Source organism: Streptomyces daghestanicus (assembly GCF_020521275.1).
In the GTDB taxonomy this organism is placed as follows: Bacteria; Actinomycetota; Actinomycetes; order Streptomycetales; family Streptomycetaceae; genus Streptomyces; species Streptomyces griseoviridis.
In genome coordinates this window covers 1,176,199-1,192,284 of the sequence record NZ_BNDX01000002.1, presented here as the reverse complement: position 1 = coordinate 1,192,284, position 16,086 = coordinate 1,176,199, and the positions used below count along the sequence as shown (strand labels likewise).

Genomic DNA, 16,086 nt, shown 5'->3' with positions numbered 1-16,086 from the left:
CCTCGTACCGACGCCCCGGCCACCGCAATTGGCCCCCGGGCCACCGTGTCGGCGAGGATCTCGGCATGCAGACGCCGCACCTCGACTCCCCGCCCCGCCCCCCGCGGTCCCGCGCCGCGCTCGGCCTCGCCTGGACTCTGGGGGTGTGCTCGGCGCTGCTGCTGGTCCTGGTCGCCGCCGAGTGGCGCCCGCTGATCGACCTGGACACCCGGATCGCCCGCACCACGCACCGCTGGGCGATCGAGCGGACCGGTCTGACCCAGGCCTTCCGGGTCCTGACCGACTGGGTGTGGGACCCCTGGACCATGCGCCTGCTGTGCGCGGCGGTCGCACTCTGGCTGGGGCTGCGCCGCGACGCCTGGTGGACGGCGCTGTGGCTGGGGGCGACCGTCGCGCTGACCGCCCTGCTCCAGCAGGTGCTGAAGGCCTCGGTGGGCCGCGAACGGCCGGTCTGGCCCGACCCCGTGGACAGCGCCCACTACGCCGCCTTCCCGTCGGGCCACGCCATGACGGCGACGGTGGTGTGCGGCCTGCTGCTCTGGCTGCTGCGCCGGTACGGCGCCGCCCCCGCCGCGCGGGCCGCCGCGCTCGCGCCGGCCGTGGTCTCGGTGGCCGGCGTCGGCCTGACCCGGATCTGGCTCGGCGTCCACTGGACCACGGACGTGGTCGCGGGCTGGGTCATGGGCGCGCTGGTGGTGTGCCTGGCGGTGGCGGCCCACCGGCGGTGGCGCCCGGCCCGGACCCCCTCCCCCGGGGCCGCCGCCTCTTAGGATGCCCGGCATGACCGCCGTCCTCTTCGACTTCTCCGGCACCCTCTTCCGCGTCGAGTCCTGCGCGGCGTGGCTGCGCGCCGTGCTCGCCGACGCCCGCGTCCCGCTCTCCGAGGCGGAACTGACGCGCACGGCGCGGGCGCTGGAGGAGGCGGGCGCACTGCCGGGCGGCCCCGCCCCGCTGCGGGTTCCCGAGGAACTGGCCGCGGTGTGGGAACTGCGCGACCAGACACCGGAACTGCACCGCGCGGCGTACACGGGGCTGTCCCGCCGGGTGCCGCTGCCCGCCCCGGAGCTGCACGACGCGCTGTACGAGCGGCACATGACGCCGGCCGCGTGGCGCCCCTACCCCGACGCCGCCGAGGTGCTGCGCACCCTGCGGGAGCGCGGGATCGCGGTCGGCGTCGTCAGCAACATCGGCTGGGACCCGCGCCCGGTCTTCCGTGAGCACGGCCTCGCTCCCTACGTGGACACGTACGTCCTCTCCTACGAGCACGGCATCCGCAAGCCGGACCCCCGGCTGTTCGCCCTCGCCTGCGCGGCGCTCGGCGCCGACCCGGCGCGCACCCTCATGGTCGGTGACGACCGGAGGGCGGACGGCGGCGCCGCGGCCCTCGGCTGCGGGGTTCACTTCGTGGACCATCTGCCGGTGGCCGAACGCCCGGCGGGACTGCGCCCCGTGCTCGGCCTCGTACCGTGGCGGGCCGCTGAGTCGTCCTGAACGGATCCATAGCCCGAGGCAACCATATCCGGGGAGGGGTGCCCACCTGGGCGATCCCCCGCGTCGCCCAGGTGGGCGGGACGGGCCCGGCCTCGTGGGCGGGCCCGCTGCGCCGAGTATAGTTGGCTGGCAGCCAGTCAACGCAGGAGTTACAGGATGTCCCCGCGGAGCGCCTCGGTCAATGAAGAGTTGCGCAGACGTTCGCAGGAGCGGTTGCTGCGGGCCGCCGTCGAGCTGGTCGGTGAACGCGGGTACGCCGCCACGACGTTGGGCGACATCGCCGACCGGGCCGGGGCGGCGCGGGGGCTGATCTCGTACTACTTCCCCGGCAAGCGCGAGCTGGTGCAGTCGGCCGTGCACCGGCTGATGCACCGCACGCTGGAGGAGGCCCTGGAGCGGGAGCCGCGCACCGCCGACGGGCGGGAGCGGATGGCGCGGGCCATCGACGCGATCCTCGGACTGGCCCGGCTGCGGCCGGTGCTGATGCGCCAGCACATGGCGGGGCTGCTGCACGCCGAGGGCTTCGTGCCGTGTCCGGAGCAGCGGCGGCTGGCCGAGCTGCTGCGGGACACCGTCGCCCGGCACGGTTCGCGGGACGTCGACCGGGACTATCCGATGCTGCGGGCCCTGCTGATGGGCGCCGTGTACGCCGCTCTGATGCCGGGGGCGCCGATGCCGGTCCCCGTCCTGCGCGCCGAACTGTTCGCGCGGTACGGACTGGAGTGGGAGATGGGGGTCCCGCCGGACGCCGGGGCGCCCGGCGGGACGTGCGACAGCGATCTGTCGCGTTTCTTCCCGACCGGGGCCGAGGATCAGTCGAAGTAGTCCGGCTGCGTCTGGACGTTCAGCTCGTCCAGCCGGACCCTCTTGGCCGGGTCCGTGCGCCGGTCGCTGAGCTTGAGCACGTCGAAGCCCTTGGCGATGTCGTTCGAGTAGATGTAGCCGTTGTAGTAGTACGCCGACCAGGAACCGCCGGTCACCATCGTCTCGGTGCTCAGCGGGCCGCGCTCGAAGTAGGCGATCTCCTTCGGCTTCGAGGAGTCGGTGAAGTCCCAGACGGAGACGCCGCCCTGGTACCAGGCCTGGACCATCAGGTCCTTGCCCTTGACCGGGATCAGCGAGCCGTTGTGGGCGACGCAGTTCTCCGTGTCGGCCTGGTGGCGCGGGATCTTGTAGTAGCTGCGGAAGACGAGCTTGCTCTTCTCGCCCTTGCCGACGATGTCGTAGATGCCGTCGGCGCCGCGGTTCGGGCCGATCTCCGCGTTGCAGGTGGCCGCGCCGCCGCCGCCCAGCTCGTCGGTGAAGACGACCTTCCCGGCGGTCTGGTTGAAGGTCGCGGAGTGCCAGAACGCGAAGTTGACGTTGTCCTGGACGCGGTCGATGACCTTCGGGTGCTCCGGGTCCTTGATGGAGAACAGGATGCCGTCGCCCATGCAGGCGCCGGCCGCCAGGTCCTTCGAGGGCAGCACGGTGATGTCGTGGCAGCCGGTGGTCTTGGTGACCCCGGGGTTGGTCGGCGCGCCCGGGTTGCCGCCGCCGTCGGGGCCCTCACCGGGGAACAGCACCGGGAAGCCGACAACCGCCGCCTTCTCGGGGGCGCTGCGCGGCACCTTGATGACCGAGATGCCGTCGTGCGGCGGCTGGCAGTCGGGGTACGCGGCGTTCGGCGAGTACGAGGAGACGTAGACGTAGACGTCGCGGCGCTCGGGCACGATCGTGTGGGTGTGCGAGCCGCAGGCGGTCTCGACGGCGGCGACGTACTTCGGATTGCGCACGTCGCTGATGTCGAAGACCTTCATGCCCTCCCAGGAGGACTTCTCGGTCACCGGCTGGGTGGTGCTGTTGCAACTGTCGTCGCTGCGCGAGGAGTCGGTCGACAGGAACAGCAGGTCGCCGGAGACGGAGATGTCGTTCTGCGAGCCCGGGCAGAGCACCTGGGAGACGGTCTTCGGCTTCTTCGGGTTGCTGATGTCGAAGACGCGGAAGCCGTCGTAGTTGCCGGCGAAGGCGTACTTCCCCTGGAAGGCCAGGTCCGAGTTGGTGCCCGGCAGGACGTCCTTGGGGACGTTGACGAGGTGCTCCAGGTTGGCCGAGTGGACGATCTCGTCCTGGCCGGGTATCTCGCCGCTCGCTATCGCCTCGGCCGCCTCGGCCCGCGCGCTCTTGGAGACCCCCTTCGTCGCGGCCGGCCCGTCCCCGGGGTCGGGGGTCGCCGCCGCCGGTGACGCGGTGAGCAGCGCGGCCAGCAGCCCGGCGGCCGCCGTGGCAACTCCCAGGCGTCTGCGCCGTGTTCTCGGGTCGTTCAACAGGATCACTGCTTCCTCCCTGGTTCCGTTCGCGGGGGAACGGTGTACGCACCCCGCAGTATCGTCGTCGCCATGCTCATACCAACAGGGGGCAACAGACTCGTAATGAAGTTTTTTGATCACTGGCGCGCGGAAGCGTGCTAGGACGGTCACGACACTCACGAGGTGTCCCCCGCCCCGGCTGTTCCAGGAGGTCGTAGTGCCCTTCCGTCCCGCGTCCCGCGCCTCGTTCGTCACGGTCTCGTTGACCGCCCTGGCCGTGCTGGGGCTCGGGGCCTGCGATTTTGGCGGGAAGTCCGACGCGGCCACGTCCTCCGGCCCCTCGGTGATCGCGCCCGGCAGGCCGGGCGAGGACAACCGCACGCTGTCCGCGCGGGACGCCGAGGCGCAGCGCGCCGACGACGACTCCCCCAACTCCGCCGACGTCGAGTACGCGCGCATGATGATCCAGCACCACGCCCAGGCGCTGGTGATGACGGACCTCGCGCCCGAGCACGCCGCCTCGCAGAAGGTGAGGCGCCTCGCCGAACGGATCGCCGCGTCGCAGGAGCCGGAGATCGCCACCATGCGGGGCTGGCTGAAGGAGCACGGCAAGGCGGAGACGGCGACGGGCGGCGCGCACGACCACGCGACGATGCCCGGGATGGCGACCGACGCGCAGCTGAAGCAGTTGCGCGCGGCCCGGGGCACCGCGTTCGACCAGCTCTTCCTCACCCTGATGATCACCCATCACCAGGGGGCGATCACCATGGCCGCGGACGTGAAGGCGCAGGGCAACAACGTCCGGATCGAGGAGATGGCCGACGACGTGGTCGCACAGCAGACCAGCGAGATCGCGCGGATGCGGGAGATGCTCTGACCGGCCGGAGCTCCGGTCAGCGCCGCAGGTGACGCGGCGTGAGCAGGCCCGCGTCCCGGGCCCGGCCGATCAGCCGCAGCGCCCCGCGCCGGCTCTCCCCGGTCGCCCGCATCACCGCGAGGACGGGGTCCGCGCCGCGTTCCTGAGCGGTCCGGTACTCCCGCGCCACCATCGGCGGCGTCTCCGCGCCGGACGGCCGTACGGCGGGCCGGGCATGCCGTACGGCGGCGGGTGCGCCGTCGGCGCGGGCGGCCCCGCACGCCTCGGCGAGGGGGTCCTCCAGCCACTCCCCGAGCAGTGCCAGGTCGTCGAGGCCGAGGGCCGGCCGGGCCCGTACGTCCTCCAGGCCGACGCCCTCCGGGGACACCACGGCCAGCGCCTCGACGCTCGCGCCGTCGGCGAAGACCAGCCGGACGTCGAACCACGAGGCGAGGGAGCCGTCCGCGCGGACGTTCCACGCGTGCCGCACGGTGACCTCGCCGTCCTGCGGGCAGCGGTCGCAGAGCCGGAGGGAACGAGGGACACGGGTGGGTTCGGGCACCCCCGGAACGTAACCGCATGATCACATTCCATACGAACGGACACGCGCCGGGTGTCCCGCGCGGCACTCCGTCAGCGGACCGGCGGGCCCGTCCGGTCAGCCCCGCGGCGCGAGGAGGCCGAGTTCCGCCAGGCTCTCGGCGGTCTCCACGATCGTCGTCCCGGCGGGGCGCGGGACCCAGCCCAGTTCCTTCCGGGCCCGCTCGTTGTGGATGACCGGACGTCTCGGCTCCGGTCCCGGGACCTCCTCGGACGGGACCCGCGCGGCCCGTTCGCCGAGCCGGCTGCGCAGGGTCCGCGCGAGGTCGAGGAAGCTCATGGCGGGACCGTCCGCCAGGGCGAGGTACCGGCGGCCCGCGGCGCCGGGCGCGGCCATCGCGCGCAGATGCAGGTCCGCGACGTCGCGGACGTCCGCGACCCCGAAGTACTGACGGGGCACGGCGGTCGTCGTCCCGTCCAGCATCGACTTGACGAGCTGGGTCGAGGAGCGCAGTTCGGTGATGAGGGTGGGCCCGAGGATGAACGTCGGGTTGACGGTGACGAGTTCGAGGTCGCCGCCCTCGCGTTCCATCAGGTCCCACGCGGCCCTTTCGGCGATCGCCTTGGAGCGCGGGTACGGTGCGAGGCCCGGGGTGCCGGGGTCGGTCCAGTCGTCCTCGGTGTACTCGGCGTCCGGCTTGGGCGAGTAGCCGACCGCCGCGAACGACGAGGTGAGGACGGTGCGCCGGGCGTCTGCGTCCCGGGCGGCGCGCAGCACCCGCAGCACGCCCTCGCGGGCGGGGACGATCAGTTCGTCCGGGTCCTTCGGCTGCCGGACCGGGATGGGCGAGGCGACGTGGTGGACCTCGTCGCAGCCGGCCAGTGCCGCGGGCCAGCCGTCGTCACTCATCAGGTCGGCGGCGACGACCTCGAGACCGCCGTCGTCGGCGCCGCCGCGGCGCACCGCCGCGCGCAGCCCCGCCTCGCGGGCGGCCGTCGAGCGGACGGTGGCGCGCACCTCCCTGCCCTCCCGCAGCAGCGCGGCGATCAGGTGCGTCGCCAGGTATCCGGATCCGCCGGTGACAAGTGCCTTGCTCATGCCGCCCCTTCCAGACGGCCCGCCGCCGTCATCACGCGTCGGGTCGCCTCGGCCTCGGCGACGGCGTCGCCGCGGTCCCGGGCGTCCCACATCGCCGCCTTCTCGCGCAGGTAGTCGAGCCGGGCCCGCTGGGCGGCCAGCTCCTCCTCGGCCCGCCGCGCGTGCCGCAGCAGCAGATCGCGCTGCTCGGCCGCCGCCGCCCGGCCGCGGGCCCGGTTGGCCATGTAGGTCCGCATGTCCCCGATGCCGACGCCCGCGGCGCGCAGGCAGGCCAGCATGTCCAGCTGGTCGAGGTCGTCCTGCCGGTACCGCCGGTGTCCGCTGGTCCCGTCGCGGTCCACCGGGCCGATCAGTCCCACGTCCTCGTAGTAGCGCAGCGTGGGTTCACTCAGCCCGCTACGCCGGGATACGTCCCGAATGGTGAAGGTCGCCATGGCGTCAGCAGAACACACTTCAAGCGCTTGAGGTCAAGGCCGCCGGCCGGCCGTCCACGCGGACACACGGCGGCAACACGGCGGAAATCAACAAACTGTTCAAGGCGCTTACGGTCACTGGCTGTCGGCACCTCCCCCACGTGTGCCCCGTCCCGTCCCCACTCCGCAGCCCAGGAGCGCCCATGGCCACGTCCACGCCCGTGCACCCCGTCGACGCGATACCACCCGTACGCCAGTTGGCCGCCTTCGGCCTCCAGCACGTCCTGGCCATGTACGCGGGTGCGGTGGCCGTCCCGCTGATCGTGGGCGGGGCGATGAAGCTGCCGCCGGCAGACCTGGCGTACCTGATCACCGCCGACCTGCTGGTCTGCGGCATCGCCACCCTGATCCAGTGCGTCGGCTTCTGGCGGTTCGGGGTACGGCTGCCGATCATGCAGGGCTGCACGTTCGCCGCGGTGTCCCCGATGGTGATGATCGGGACGACCGGCGGCGGGCTGCCCGCGATCTACGGCGCGGTGATCGTCGCGGGGCTGGCGATCATGCTGCTGGCGCCGGTCTTCGGGCGGCTGCTGCGGTTCTTCCCGCCGTTGGTGACGGGCACCGTCATCCTGATCATCGGCGTCTCGCTGATGCCGGTGGCGGGCAACTGGGTCGCGGGCGGCTCGGGCGCGGCGGACTTCGGTGACCCGGGGAATCTGGGGCTCGCGGCGTTCGTCCTCGTCGTGGTGCTCGCGGTCCAGCGGTTCGCGCCGGCCTTCCTCAGCCGGATCGCGGTGCTGATCGGCATCGCGGCCGGGCTGGTGGTCGCGGTGCCGTTCGGGTTCACCGACTTCGGCGGGGTCGCGGACGCCGGCTGGGTCGGGATCAGTACGCCGTTCCACTTCGGGGCGCCGGTCTTCGAGGCGTCGGCGATCGTCTCGATGCTGGTGGTGGCCCTGGTGTGCATGACGGAGACCGCGGGCGACTTCATCGCGGTCGGCGAGATGACCGGCCGGAAGGCCGAGCCACGCTCCCTGGCGGACGGGCTGCGCGCCGACGGACTGTCCACGGTCCTCGGCGGGGTCTTCAACACCTTCCCGTACACGGCCTTCGCGCAGAACGTCGGCCTGGTGGGCATGACCCGGGTGCGCAGCCGCTGGGTGGTGGCCGCGGCGGGCGGGATGCTGGTGCTGCTCGGCCTGCTGCCCAAGCTGGGCGCGGTGGTGGCGGCGATCCCCGCGCCGGTGCTCGGCGGGGCGGGCCTGGTGATGTTCGGGACGGTGGCGGCGAGCGGGCTGCGCACCCTCTCCGAGGCCGGCTTCGAGGGCAACCACAACCTCACGGTGGTGGCCGTGTCGCTGGCGGTCGGCCTGCTGCCGGTCGGGGTGCCGACCGTGTACGACGCGTTCCCGGCCTGGTTCCAGACGGTGATGCACAGCGGCATCAGCGCGGGGTGCCTGACGGCGATCGTGCTGAACCTGCTCTTCAACCACCTCCCGGGGCGGTTCGCCGCCGGGGCCGGGGAACCGGCGGCGGGCGTCCCCACCGAGCCCGCCGGGACGGCCGCCCGGACCCAGGGCCTGTCGTTCGGATCAGGTCGCGGGGAATCGGCTGCGCCTTCCTCGCGCCGGTGAGCGGGGCCTGGTGCGTGCGGACGCAAGGCGGAACAGGGAGTCGACGCGGAGCGTCGGCGAGTGACGACAACGCGGCAGGTGCGCGTGCCAGGCCCCGCGTCCGCGGCGTGATCCGAACGACAGGCCCTCACCGGTCCGGTCCGGCCTAGGCCGCCTGTTCCCGCTGGTAGGCGGTGTAGGCGTCCCGCAGGGCCGGGCCCGGCCAGTCGGCGGGGAGGAGGGCCGGCGGGAGGACCGGGTCGGCGAGCAGGTGGCGGACGACGGCCGCGAAGGCGGCGAGGCGGCCGGCCGGGCGGTCCGTGTCCTCGACGCGGCCGAGCAGGGCGCGGGCCGTCGCGGCCCAGGCGTCCAGCGGCCACAGCTCCGCGGCGAGGGCCCGCGCCGGGCGGGCCGGGCGCGCGGTGCCGCGCTCGGCCACCGCGTCCAGCCCGGCGGGCAGCGCGCGGCGCAGGTTGGCGGGGCGCAGCCAGACGCCCTCGCGCAGTTCGGCGAGGCGCAGGGCGGTGAGGCGGGCGCGCAGGTCGGCGCGCGCGGCGGGGCTCCGGCCGCCGGCGGTGACCACGACCAGCTCCCAGTCACCGTCCCACGCGCGCGTGTGCGGCCGTACCGCCTCGTCCTGGCGGCGCTGCCGCTCCAGGAGCCGGTCGCCGATCCGGTAGCCGGTGTCCGTGCGCCGCAGGTCGCCGGCGGCCGTCATCCGGCTCAGCGCCGCCCGCGCGGTGGAGCCGCCCACGTCGAAGCGCTCCGCCAGCCGCACCAGTTCCCGCGCCGGCAGCTCGGGCGGATGGCTGCCGAGCAGCAGGCTGAGCAGGACCGACCGCGCGGACAGCGGACGCGGGACGAGGTCACCGCCGGGCACAGGGTCGTCGATCCGCATGGCTCCGTACTGTACGGGCGTCCGCGTGTTGCAGTATTGCTGCGTCCGTAGACACAGTGCAACACTCGACTCATGACGACCCACGACGTCACCAACCAGCCGCCGCCCCTCGCCCCCTACGACGCCGCCGAGGACACCGCCCTGCTGGTGGGGGTGCGCCGGGAGGGGGCCGGATGGGCCGAGGAGGAGCTGCGGCGCCTCGGCCTGCGGGCGGGCTCGACCGAGGCCCAGGAGTGGGGCGAGCTGGCCAACCTGCACGCGCCCGTCCTGCGCAGCCACGACCGGTACGGCCACCGGATCGACGAGGTCGAGTACCACCCGAGCTGGCACCACCTGATGCGGGCGGCGGTCGGCGCGGGGCTGGCCGGGGCGCCCTGGGCGGACGACCGGCCCGGCGCACACGTCGCACGGACCGCCGGCGGCCTCGTCTGGGGGCACACGGAGGCCGGGCACGGCTGTCCGACGTCGATGACGTACGCGGCCGTGCCCGTGCTGCGCCGCCGGCCCGACCTGGCGAAGCTGTACGAGCCGGGCCTCACCTCACGGGAGTACGAACCGGGGCTGCGGGCGCCCGCGGAGAAGCGGGGCCTGCTGGCCGGGATGGGGATGACGGAGAAGCAGGGCGGCTCCGACGTCCGGACCAACACCACGGCGGCGACGCCGACCGCGGAGTCCGGCGTGTACACGCTGCGCGGGCACAAGTGGTTCACGTCGGCCCCGATGTGCGACCTGTTCCTGGTGCTGGCCCAGGCGCCCGGCGGCCTCTCCTGCTTCCTGGTGCCCCGGGTGCTGCCGGACGGCACCCGCAACACCTTCCGCGTCCAGCGCCTGAAGGACAAGCTCGGCAACCGCTCCAACGCCTCCTCGGAGCCGGAGTTCGACGGGACCGTGGCGTGGCTGGTCGGGCCGGAGGGACAGGGCGTCAAGACGATCATCGAGATGGTCAACTGCACCCGGCTGGACTGCGTGATGGCCTCGGCGACGCTGATGCGCAAGACCCTGGTGGAGGCCGGGCACCACGTACGGCACCGCGCCGCGTTCGGCGCCCGGCTGATCGACCAGCCGCTGATGCGCAACGTCCTGGCCGACCTCGCGCTGGAGTCGGAGGCCGCGACGACGCTCACGCTGCGGCTGGCCGGGGCCGCCGACCGGGCGGTGCGCGGGGACGCCGGGGAGGCGGTGTTCCGGCGGATCGCGACGGCCGTCGGCAAGTACTGGGTGACCAAGCGCGGTCCGGCGTTCACCGCGGAGGCCCTGGAGTGCCTCGGCGGCAACGGCTACGTGGAGGAGTCGGGCATGCCCCGGCACTACCGCGAGGCCCCGCTGCTGTCGATCTGGGAGGGCTCGGGGAATGTCAACGCCCTGGACGTGCTGCGGGCGCTGGGCCGCGACCCCCGGACCGCCGACGCCCTGTTCGGGGAGCTGGCCCTGGCCCGGGGCGCGGACGCCCGGCTGGACGCGGCCGTGGTCCGGCTGAAGGAGCGCCTGGGCGGCGCCGCCGAGTCCGGTGCGCGCCGCCTCGTGGAACTGATGGCGCTCACCCTCCAGGCGTCCCTGCTGGTCCGGTACGCCCCGGCGGCGGTCGCCGACGCCTTCTGCGCGAGCCGGCTCGGCGGCGACTGGGGGCACTCCTTCGGCACCCTGCCCGACGGCGTCGCCACCGGTGCCGTCCTGGACCGCGCCCTGCCGCGCTGACCTGCCTGGACGCCGTTCTCGGGGGCCGTTGTCAGTGGTGGGGTGCAGACTGGCCGCATCCGGGACGAAGGCGTCGACGGGGACGCCGCGGAGGTGATCGGCATGACCGAGGTACTGCTGGCCGTGGGCACCAGGAAGGGCCTGTTCCTCGGGCGCCGCCGGGGTGGCGTCTGGGATTTCGACGCGGACCCGTACTTCACGGCGCAGGCCGTGTACTCGGTCGCCGTCGACACCCGGGGGGACACCCCGAGGCTGCTGGCCGGCGGGGACAGCGCGCACTGGGGACCGTCGGTGTTCCACTCCGACGACCTGGGCCGCACCTGGACCGAGCCGCCCCGGCCGGCCGTGCGGTTCCCCGAGGACACCGGCGCCTCGCTGGAGCGGGTGTGGCAGCTGCACCCCTCCGCGGCCGAGCCCGGCGTGGTCTGGGCGGGCACCGAACCGGCGGCGCTGTACCGGTCGGAGGACCGCGGGGAGAGCTTCGAGCTGGTCCGGCCGCTGTGGGAGCACCCCACCCGCGCCCGCTGGGTGCCGGGTGGCGGGGGCGAGGGCCTGCACACCGTCCTCACCGACGCGCGCGACCCGCGGGCGGTCACCGTCGCCGTCTCGACCGCGGGCGTCTTCCGCACCACCGACGGCGGCGCGAGCTGGTCCCCGTCCAACTCCGGTGTCTCCGCGGTGTTCCTGCCCGACCCGCACCCCGAGTTCGGCCAGTGCGTGCACAAGGTGGCCCGGGACGCGGCCGACCCCGACCGCCTGTACCTCCAGAACCACTGGGGGGTGTACCGCAGCGACGACGCGGGCGCGCACTGGACGGACATCGGCGCGGGCCTGCCGTCCACCTTCGGCTTCGCGATGGCGACGCATCCCCGGCGCGGCGGCACGGCGTACGTGTTTCCGGTCAACGCCGACGCGGACCGCGTCCCGGCCGACCGGCGCTGCCGGGTCTTCCGGACCTCGGACGCGGGCAGGGGCTGGGAACCGCTCACGGCGGGGCTGCCGCGCGAGGACCACTACGGCCCGGTGCTGCGCGACGCCCTGTGCACCGCCGAGGACACCGGTGACCGGGCCGGCGTGTACTTCGGCAACCGCAACGGCGAGCTGTACGCGTCCGCCGACGACGGCGACACCTGGCGGCAGTTGGCCGCACACCTGCCGGACGTGCTGTGCGTGCGGGCGGCGGTGCTGGGCTGACCGCCGCCCGGACCGTCCGTCAGGGCAGCCGCCAGTCCACCGGCTCGGCGTCCTGGCGGGCGAGGAAGTCGTTGGTGCGGCTGAACGGCCGGGAGCCGAAGAAGCCGCGGTCGGCGGAGCGGGGCGAGGGGTGCGCGGACTCGATCACCGGGTAGCGGTCGAGGTGCGGGCGCAGATTGCGGGCGTCCCGGCCCCACAGGACGGAGACCAGCGGCTTGTCCCGTTCGGCGAGTGCGCGGATGGCCTGCTCGGTGACCTCTTCCCAGCCCTTGTCCCGGTGCGAGCCGGGGCTGTTCGGTCGCGTCGTCAGCGCCCTGTTCAGCAGCAGCACGCCCTGCCGGGTCCACGGGGTGAGGTCGCCGTTGGAGGGGCGGGGCAGGCCCAGGTCGCTCTGCAGCTCCTGGAAGATGTTGATCAGGCTGCCCGGCAGCCGGCGCACCTCGGGGGCGACGGCGAAGCTCAGCCCGATCGCCATCCCGGGGGTGGGGTACGGGTCCTGTCCGACGATCAGGACGCGCACGTCGTCGAAGGGCTGCTGGAAGGCGCGCAGGACGTTCGGTCCGGCCGGCAGATAGGTGCGCCCGGCCGCGAGTTCCGCGCGGAGGAAGTCGCCCATCGCGGCGACGCGCTCGGCCACCGGTTCCAGGGCCTTCGCCCAGCCCGGCTCGACGAGTTCATGGAGAGGTCGTGGTGCCACGGGGAGTCACTCTACTGGCGCACGGACGGGCCGCCGTCCGGGAACGGGCGGTGCGGGCGGAACCGGTACGGGAGCGGTACGGGAGTGGCAGGGGGACGGGAGCGGGGCGGTAGCCTTCGTCGCCGTGACGGACGGACATCTCGCCGTGGACTCGGGCGGCTCCGGACTCCGGGTCGCCGTCGGGGCGGCCGGAGGCGGTGCGCCGGCCCGGCGCGCGACGCGGGAGCCGGTGCGGACCGGCGCGCGGGGCATCGATCCCGGGCATCTGCTGGAGCACCTGCTGCCGATGGCACGGGCGGCGGCGGCCGAGGCCGGGGTGGCGCGGCTGACCACCGCCGTCGTCGGGGCGGCGGGACTGGCCACCCTCGGCGAGGCGCTGCGGGCCGAACTGCCCGGCGCCCTGGCCCGGGAGCTGGGCACCCGGACGCTCGCGCTCGCCGCCGACGCCGTCACCGCCTACGTCGGCGCGCTCGGCTTCCGGGCCGGGGCCGTGGTCGCCGCGGGCACCGGCGCCATCGCCGTCGGCACGGACCTGACCCGGTGGCGCCGCGCGGACGGCTGGGGGCACCTGCTCGGGGACTGCGGGAGCGGTGCCTGGATCGGCCGGGCCGGACTGGAGGCGGCGCTGCGCGCGCACGACGGCCGCGAAGACGGCTCCGCGGCGCTGCTGGCCCGGGCCACCCGACGGTTCGGGCCGGCGCCGGGGCTGCCCGGCGCGCTGTACCCGCGTACCGACCGCGCCGCCGTCCTCGCCTCCTTCGCGCCGGACGTGGCCGCCTGCGCGGCCGGCGACCCGGTGGCCGCGGACATCCTGCGGGCCGCCGCGCGGCACCTCGCCGGTTCCGCCGCCGCGGTCTGCCCCGAGGGGGCTTCGGTCGCCCTCACCGGCGGCCTGCGGGGGCTGGGCGACCCGCTCCTCGTCCCGCTGGAGGAGGAACTGGCGCGCCGGCTCCCGGGGGTCCGGCGGGTGCCGGCCGAGGGCGGTCCGCTGGACGGCGCGGTACGGCTCGCGGCCGGGCTGGCGACCGGTCCGCTCCCCCTTCCGGACGACCCGGGAATGCTGTGGGTGACGGTTGCGGAGGGTGGCTGACTTCGGTCCCGCGGGGAGGGGAATCATGCCGATGTCGTCCGATCCGTACATCACTCTTCAGACAAAACCGGACGGATACCGCTCACCTGGGCCCTCCCCGAACAGGGGACCTCGGGAAGCCACTAACATGCGGCACCATGAGCTCCCCCACTGGGCCCGCGTCCGGCCTGCCCGTACGAATGCCGCGCCCCCGCCAGCCGGGACGCCACCGCCGCCCCGAGCCGCTGGTGGCTCCCGAGGGCGCGCCCGCGCTCGTCCTCGCCGTGCCGGGTGCGCCCAGCGGTGCCACGCGGGGTCTGGCCGAGGAGGTCGTGAGCATCGCCCGCTCCGAACTGCCCGGTCTGGACGCCCGGATCGGGTACCTCGACGGTGACGACGAGGAGTTCCCGTCGCTGACGGCCGTCCTCGCGCACGCGGCCGAGGAGCGCACCGCCCGTTACGAGCAGGCGGTCGCGGCCGGTGTCGAGACGAAGGAGCCCGAGGGTCCCGTCGCGGTCGTCGTGCCGCTGCTCGCCGGTCCGGACAACGCGCTGTTGCGCCGGGTCCGCCAGGCCGTGATGGACAGCCGGGTCGCGGCCGAGCTGACGGACGTGCTCGGTCCGCACCCGCTGCTCGCGGAGGCGCTGCACGTCCGGCTCTCGGAGGCCGGGCTGGCCCGTGCCGACCGGGCCCGGCTGTTCACGGTGGCGACGGCGGCGGACGGCATCGTGCTGGCCTCCGTGGGCGGTGAGGAGGCCGTGCAGGCGGCCGGGATCACCGGCATGCTGCTCGCCGCGCGGCTGGCCGTGCCCGTGATGGCGGCGGCGCTGGACCAGGAGGGTTCGATCGCGTCGGTGGCCGAGCAGCTGCGGTCGGCCGGTTCGCAGCAGCTGGCGCTCGCGCCCTACCTGATCGGCCCGGAGATCGACGCGTCCCTGCTGCGCGAGGCCGCCGCGGAGGCGGGCTGCTCGGTGGCCGAGCCGCTCGGCCCGTACCCGGCGATCGGCAAGCTCGCGCTGGCCAAGTACACGACGGCGCTGGGCATCACGCCGTCGCAGCCGCAGAGCGCGCCCGTGCGCTGACGCGCGCGACGAGGGCGGCGAGAGCGTCGAGGGCCCGTTCCGGTTCCGGTGGACCGGGCGGGCCCTTCGCCGTGCGGCGGTACCGTCCCGGCCGGCCGGGCCCGGGTCAGGCGAAGACGACGCAGGAGGCCGCCGGGACGCGGAGCGCGCCGGCCCGGCGGGGCAGGCCGGTACGCCGGTCGACGGCGAACCAGGTCACGTCGCCGGAACGCTCGTTGGCCGCGTAAAGGTGACCGCCGGCCTCGGCAAGCGCCCGCGGCCAGTGCCCGCCGCAGGACACCGTGCCGGCCGGGCGCACCGTCGCGCCCTCGACGGCGAAGACCGTCAGGACGTCCGCGCCGCGGGTCGCGGTCCACAGGAACCGGCCGTCGGGCGAGACGACGATGCCGGAGGGGTAGGCGTCGCCGGACGGGGCGCCGGGCAGGACCGGGACCTCGGTGAGCGGGCGCAGCGCCCCGTCCCCGGCGTCCCAGCGGCAGACGGTGAGCGTCGGGGAGAGTTCGTTGAGCACGTAGGCGTGGGTGCCGTCGGGGTGGAAGGCCAGGTGGCGGGGGCCGGAGCCGGGGCGCAGCGCGGTCTCCCGGTGCACGGTGAGGGCGCCGTCCGCCAGGGCGCACACCCGGACCGAGTCGGTGCCGAGGTCCACGCTGACGGCCCATCGTCCGCTCGGGTCGGGCTGCACCTGGTGGGCGTGCGGGCCCTGCTGGCGCGGTGCCCGCGGCCCCGACCCGGTGTGCCGGAGCACGCCGGAGGCGCGGCGGGCGAGGGTGCCGTCGGGCCGGACGGGTACGGCGGTGACGCTGCCGGAGCCGTAGTTGGCGGTCAGTACGTGGCCGCGGAAGAGGCTGAGGTGGGTGGGGCCGCTGCCGTCGACGGACACCGGCGGCCCGGCCGGTACGAGTCCGCCACCGGTCGGGCGGTACGCGGCCACCGCTCCGTCGGCGGACTCGCTGACCGCGTAGAGCGTGTCCCCGTCCGGCGCCAGGGCGAGCCAGGAGGGGTCGGGCAGGCCGTCGGTGGTGCCGGTGGCGGTCAGCGCGCCGTGGTCCGGGTGGACGGCGGCGGTGACGATGCCGCGGCCGCCGGCGGCCGTGAACGACCCGATGAACGCCTGCCGCGGCCTCGTGCCCCGTGCCACCGCTGTCCCCTTC

Annotated in this window: 16 protein-coding genes; 9 read left to right on the top strand and 7 right to left on the bottom strand. The window is 74.7% G+C overall.

Annotation, left to right across the window (positions count from 1 at the left end):
- The first annotated feature begins 65 nt into the window (after positions 1-65).
- The 3 genes from Sdagh_RS05195 to Sdagh_RS05185 all read left to right on the top strand — a co-directional run bounded on the left by Sdagh_RS05195 (position 66) and on the right by Sdagh_RS05185 (position 2,316).
- Positions 66-770 carry a phosphatase PAP2 family protein gene (locus Sdagh_RS05195; protein ID WP_189422039.1) on the top strand — a complete coding sequence of 235 codons (705 nt, stop codon included), beginning with the start codon at positions 66-68 and terminating at the stop codon, positions 768-770.
- A gap of 10 nt (positions 771-780) precedes the next feature.
- On the top strand, positions 781-1,491 hold the full coding sequence (locus Sdagh_RS05190; RefSeq protein WP_189422040.1) for an HAD family hydrolase: 711 nt from the start codon (positions 781-783) through the stop codon (positions 1,489-1,491).
- 156 nt (positions 1,492-1,647) lie between these two features.
- Positions 1,648-2,316: a TetR/AcrR family transcriptional regulator gene (locus tag Sdagh_RS05185; protein ID WP_189422041.1), complete on the top strand. Its 669-nt coding sequence runs from the start codon at positions 1,648-1,650 to the stop codon at positions 2,314-2,316.
- Here Sdagh_RS05185 and Sdagh_RS05180 read toward each other — a convergent pair.
- On the bottom strand, positions 2,304-3,806 hold the full coding sequence (locus tag Sdagh_RS05180; RefSeq protein ID WP_189422042.1) for an LVIVD repeat-containing protein: 1,503 nt from the start codon (positions 3,804-3,806) through the stop codon (positions 2,304-2,306). The two genes, Sdagh_RS05185 and Sdagh_RS05180, sit on opposite strands and share 13 nt — an antisense overlap.
- A gap of 190 nt (positions 3,807-3,996) precedes the next feature.
- Here Sdagh_RS05180 and Sdagh_RS05175 point away from each other — a divergent pair, with 190 nt between their 5' ends.
- Positions 3,997-4,656 (top strand): DUF305 domain-containing protein, encoded by a 660-nt coding sequence (locus Sdagh_RS05175; RefSeq protein WP_189422043.1) that lies wholly within the window; start codon positions 3,997-3,999, stop codon positions 4,654-4,656.
- A gap of 16 nt (positions 4,657-4,672) precedes the next feature.
- On the opposite strand, the gene Sdagh_RS05170 is transcribed toward Sdagh_RS05175, so the two are convergent.
- From Sdagh_RS05170 to Sdagh_RS05160, 3 genes are all read right to left on the bottom strand, one after another.
- A complete protein-coding gene (locus Sdagh_RS05170; protein WP_189422103.1) occupies positions 4,673-5,125 on the bottom strand; it encodes a DUF6214 family protein in 453 nt (150 codons plus the stop codon).
- A 168-nt stretch (positions 5,126-5,293) separates the two neighbouring features.
- The gene (locus Sdagh_RS05165; protein WP_189422044.1) at positions 5,294-6,274 is read right to left on the bottom strand and encodes an NAD-dependent epimerase/dehydratase family protein; all 981 of its coding nucleotides are present in this window, start codon (positions 6,272-6,274) and stop codon (positions 5,294-5,296) included.
- Positions 6,271-6,708, bottom strand: a complete 438-nt coding sequence (locus tag Sdagh_RS05160) for a MerR family transcriptional regulator (RefSeq protein ID WP_189422045.1) — start codon at positions 6,706-6,708, stop codon at positions 6,271-6,273. Before Sdagh_RS05160 ends, Sdagh_RS05165 begins: the two co-directional genes overlap by 4 nt.
- Before the next feature lie 182 nt (positions 6,709-6,890).
- Between Sdagh_RS05160 and Sdagh_RS05155 the strand changes: the two genes are divergently transcribed.
- Positions 6,891-8,321, top strand: coding sequence for a nucleobase:cation symporter-2 family protein (locus tag Sdagh_RS05155; protein WP_190077826.1), 1,431 nt, complete (start codon positions 6,891-6,893; stop codon positions 8,319-8,321).
- A gap of 145 nt (positions 8,322-8,466) precedes the next feature.
- On the opposite strand, the gene Sdagh_RS05150 is transcribed toward Sdagh_RS05155, so the two are convergent.
- A complete protein-coding gene (locus Sdagh_RS05150; protein WP_189422047.1) occupies positions 8,467-9,198 on the bottom strand; it encodes a PaaX family transcriptional regulator C-terminal domain-containing protein in 732 nt (243 codons plus the stop codon).
- Positions 9,199-9,270: 72 nt separating this feature from the next.
- Here Sdagh_RS05150 and Sdagh_RS05145 point away from each other — a divergent pair, with 72 nt between their 5' ends.
- The gene (locus Sdagh_RS05145) at positions 9,271-10,893 is read left to right on the top strand and encodes an acyl-CoA dehydrogenase family protein (RefSeq protein WP_189422048.1); all 1,623 of its coding nucleotides are present in this window, start codon (positions 9,271-9,273) and stop codon (positions 10,891-10,893) included.
- 102 nt (positions 10,894-10,995) lie between these two features.
- Positions 10,996-12,087 carry a WD40/YVTN/BNR-like repeat-containing protein gene (locus tag Sdagh_RS05140; RefSeq protein WP_190077840.1) on the top strand — a complete coding sequence of 364 codons (1,092 nt, stop codon included), beginning with the start codon at positions 10,996-10,998 and terminating at the stop codon, positions 12,085-12,087.
- Between the two features lie 19 nt (positions 12,088-12,106).
- Here the strand turns inward: Sdagh_RS05140 and Sdagh_RS05135 are convergent, their stop codons facing one another.
- On the bottom strand, positions 12,107-12,784 hold the full coding sequence (locus tag Sdagh_RS05135; protein WP_190011084.1) for a uracil-DNA glycosylase: 678 nt from the start codon (positions 12,782-12,784) through the stop codon (positions 12,107-12,109).
- A 124-nt stretch (positions 12,785-12,908) separates the two neighbouring features.
- Between Sdagh_RS05135 and Sdagh_RS05130 the strand changes: the two genes are divergently transcribed.
- Together Sdagh_RS05130 and Sdagh_RS05125 are read left to right on the top strand one after the other, a co-directional pair.
- Entirely contained in the window at positions 12,909-13,874 is a 966-nt protein-coding gene (locus Sdagh_RS05130) for an N-acetylglucosamine kinase (protein WP_190077825.1), read from the top strand.
- 137 nt (positions 13,875-14,011) lie between these two features.
- Positions 14,012-14,935 (top strand): sirohydrochlorin chelatase, encoded by a 924-nt coding sequence (locus Sdagh_RS05125; RefSeq protein WP_190077824.1) that lies wholly within the window; start codon positions 14,012-14,014, stop codon positions 14,933-14,935.
- Between the two features lie 106 nt (positions 14,936-15,041).
- Here Sdagh_RS05125 and Sdagh_RS05120 read toward each other — a convergent pair whose 3' ends face one another.
- Positions 15,042-16,073, bottom strand: a complete 1,032-nt coding sequence (locus Sdagh_RS05120) for a lactonase family protein (protein ID WP_189422052.1) — start codon at positions 16,071-16,073, stop codon at positions 15,042-15,044.
- Between the last annotated feature and the right edge of the window lie 13 nt (positions 16,074-16,086).

Excerpts from the sequence above, each read along its gene's own strand:
- Sdagh_RS05190 (WP_189422040.1), top strand. The coding sequence starts at position 781 with ATGACCGCCGTCCTCTTCGACTTCTCCGGCACCCTCTTCCGCGTCGAG.
- Sdagh_RS05185 (WP_189422041.1), top strand. The coding sequence starts at position 1,648 with ATGTCCCCGCGGAGCGCCTCGGTCAATGAAGAGTTGCGCAGACGTTCG.
- Sdagh_RS05150 (WP_189422047.1), bottom strand. The coding sequence starts at position 9,198 with ATGCGGATCGACGACCCTGTGCCCGGCGGTGACCTCGTCCCGCGTCCG.
- Sdagh_RS05140 (WP_190077840.1), top strand. The coding sequence starts at position 10,996 with ATGACCGAGGTACTGCTGGCCGTGGGCACCAGGAAGGGCCTGTTCCTC.
- Sdagh_RS05145 (WP_189422048.1), top strand. The coding sequence starts at position 9,271 with ATGACGACCCACGACGTCACCAACCAGCCGCCGCCCCTCGCCCCCTAC.
- Sdagh_RS05160 (WP_189422045.1), bottom strand. The coding sequence starts at position 6,708 with ATGGCGACCTTCACCATTCGGGACGTATCCCGGCGTAGCGGGCTGAGT.
- Sdagh_RS05125 (WP_190077824.1), top strand. The coding sequence starts at position 14,012 with ATGAGCTCCCCCACTGGGCCCGCGTCCGGCCTGCCCGTACGAATGCCG.
- Sdagh_RS05195 (WP_189422039.1), top strand. The coding sequence starts at position 66 with ATGCAGACGCCGCACCTCGACTCCCCGCCCCGCCCCCCGCGGTCCCGC.
- Sdagh_RS05165 (WP_189422044.1), bottom strand. The coding sequence starts at position 6,274 with ATGAGCAAGGCACTTGTCACCGGCGGATCCGGATACCTGGCGACGCAC.
- Sdagh_RS05155 (WP_190077826.1), top strand. The coding sequence starts at position 6,891 with ATGGCCACGTCCACGCCCGTGCACCCCGTCGACGCGATACCACCCGTA.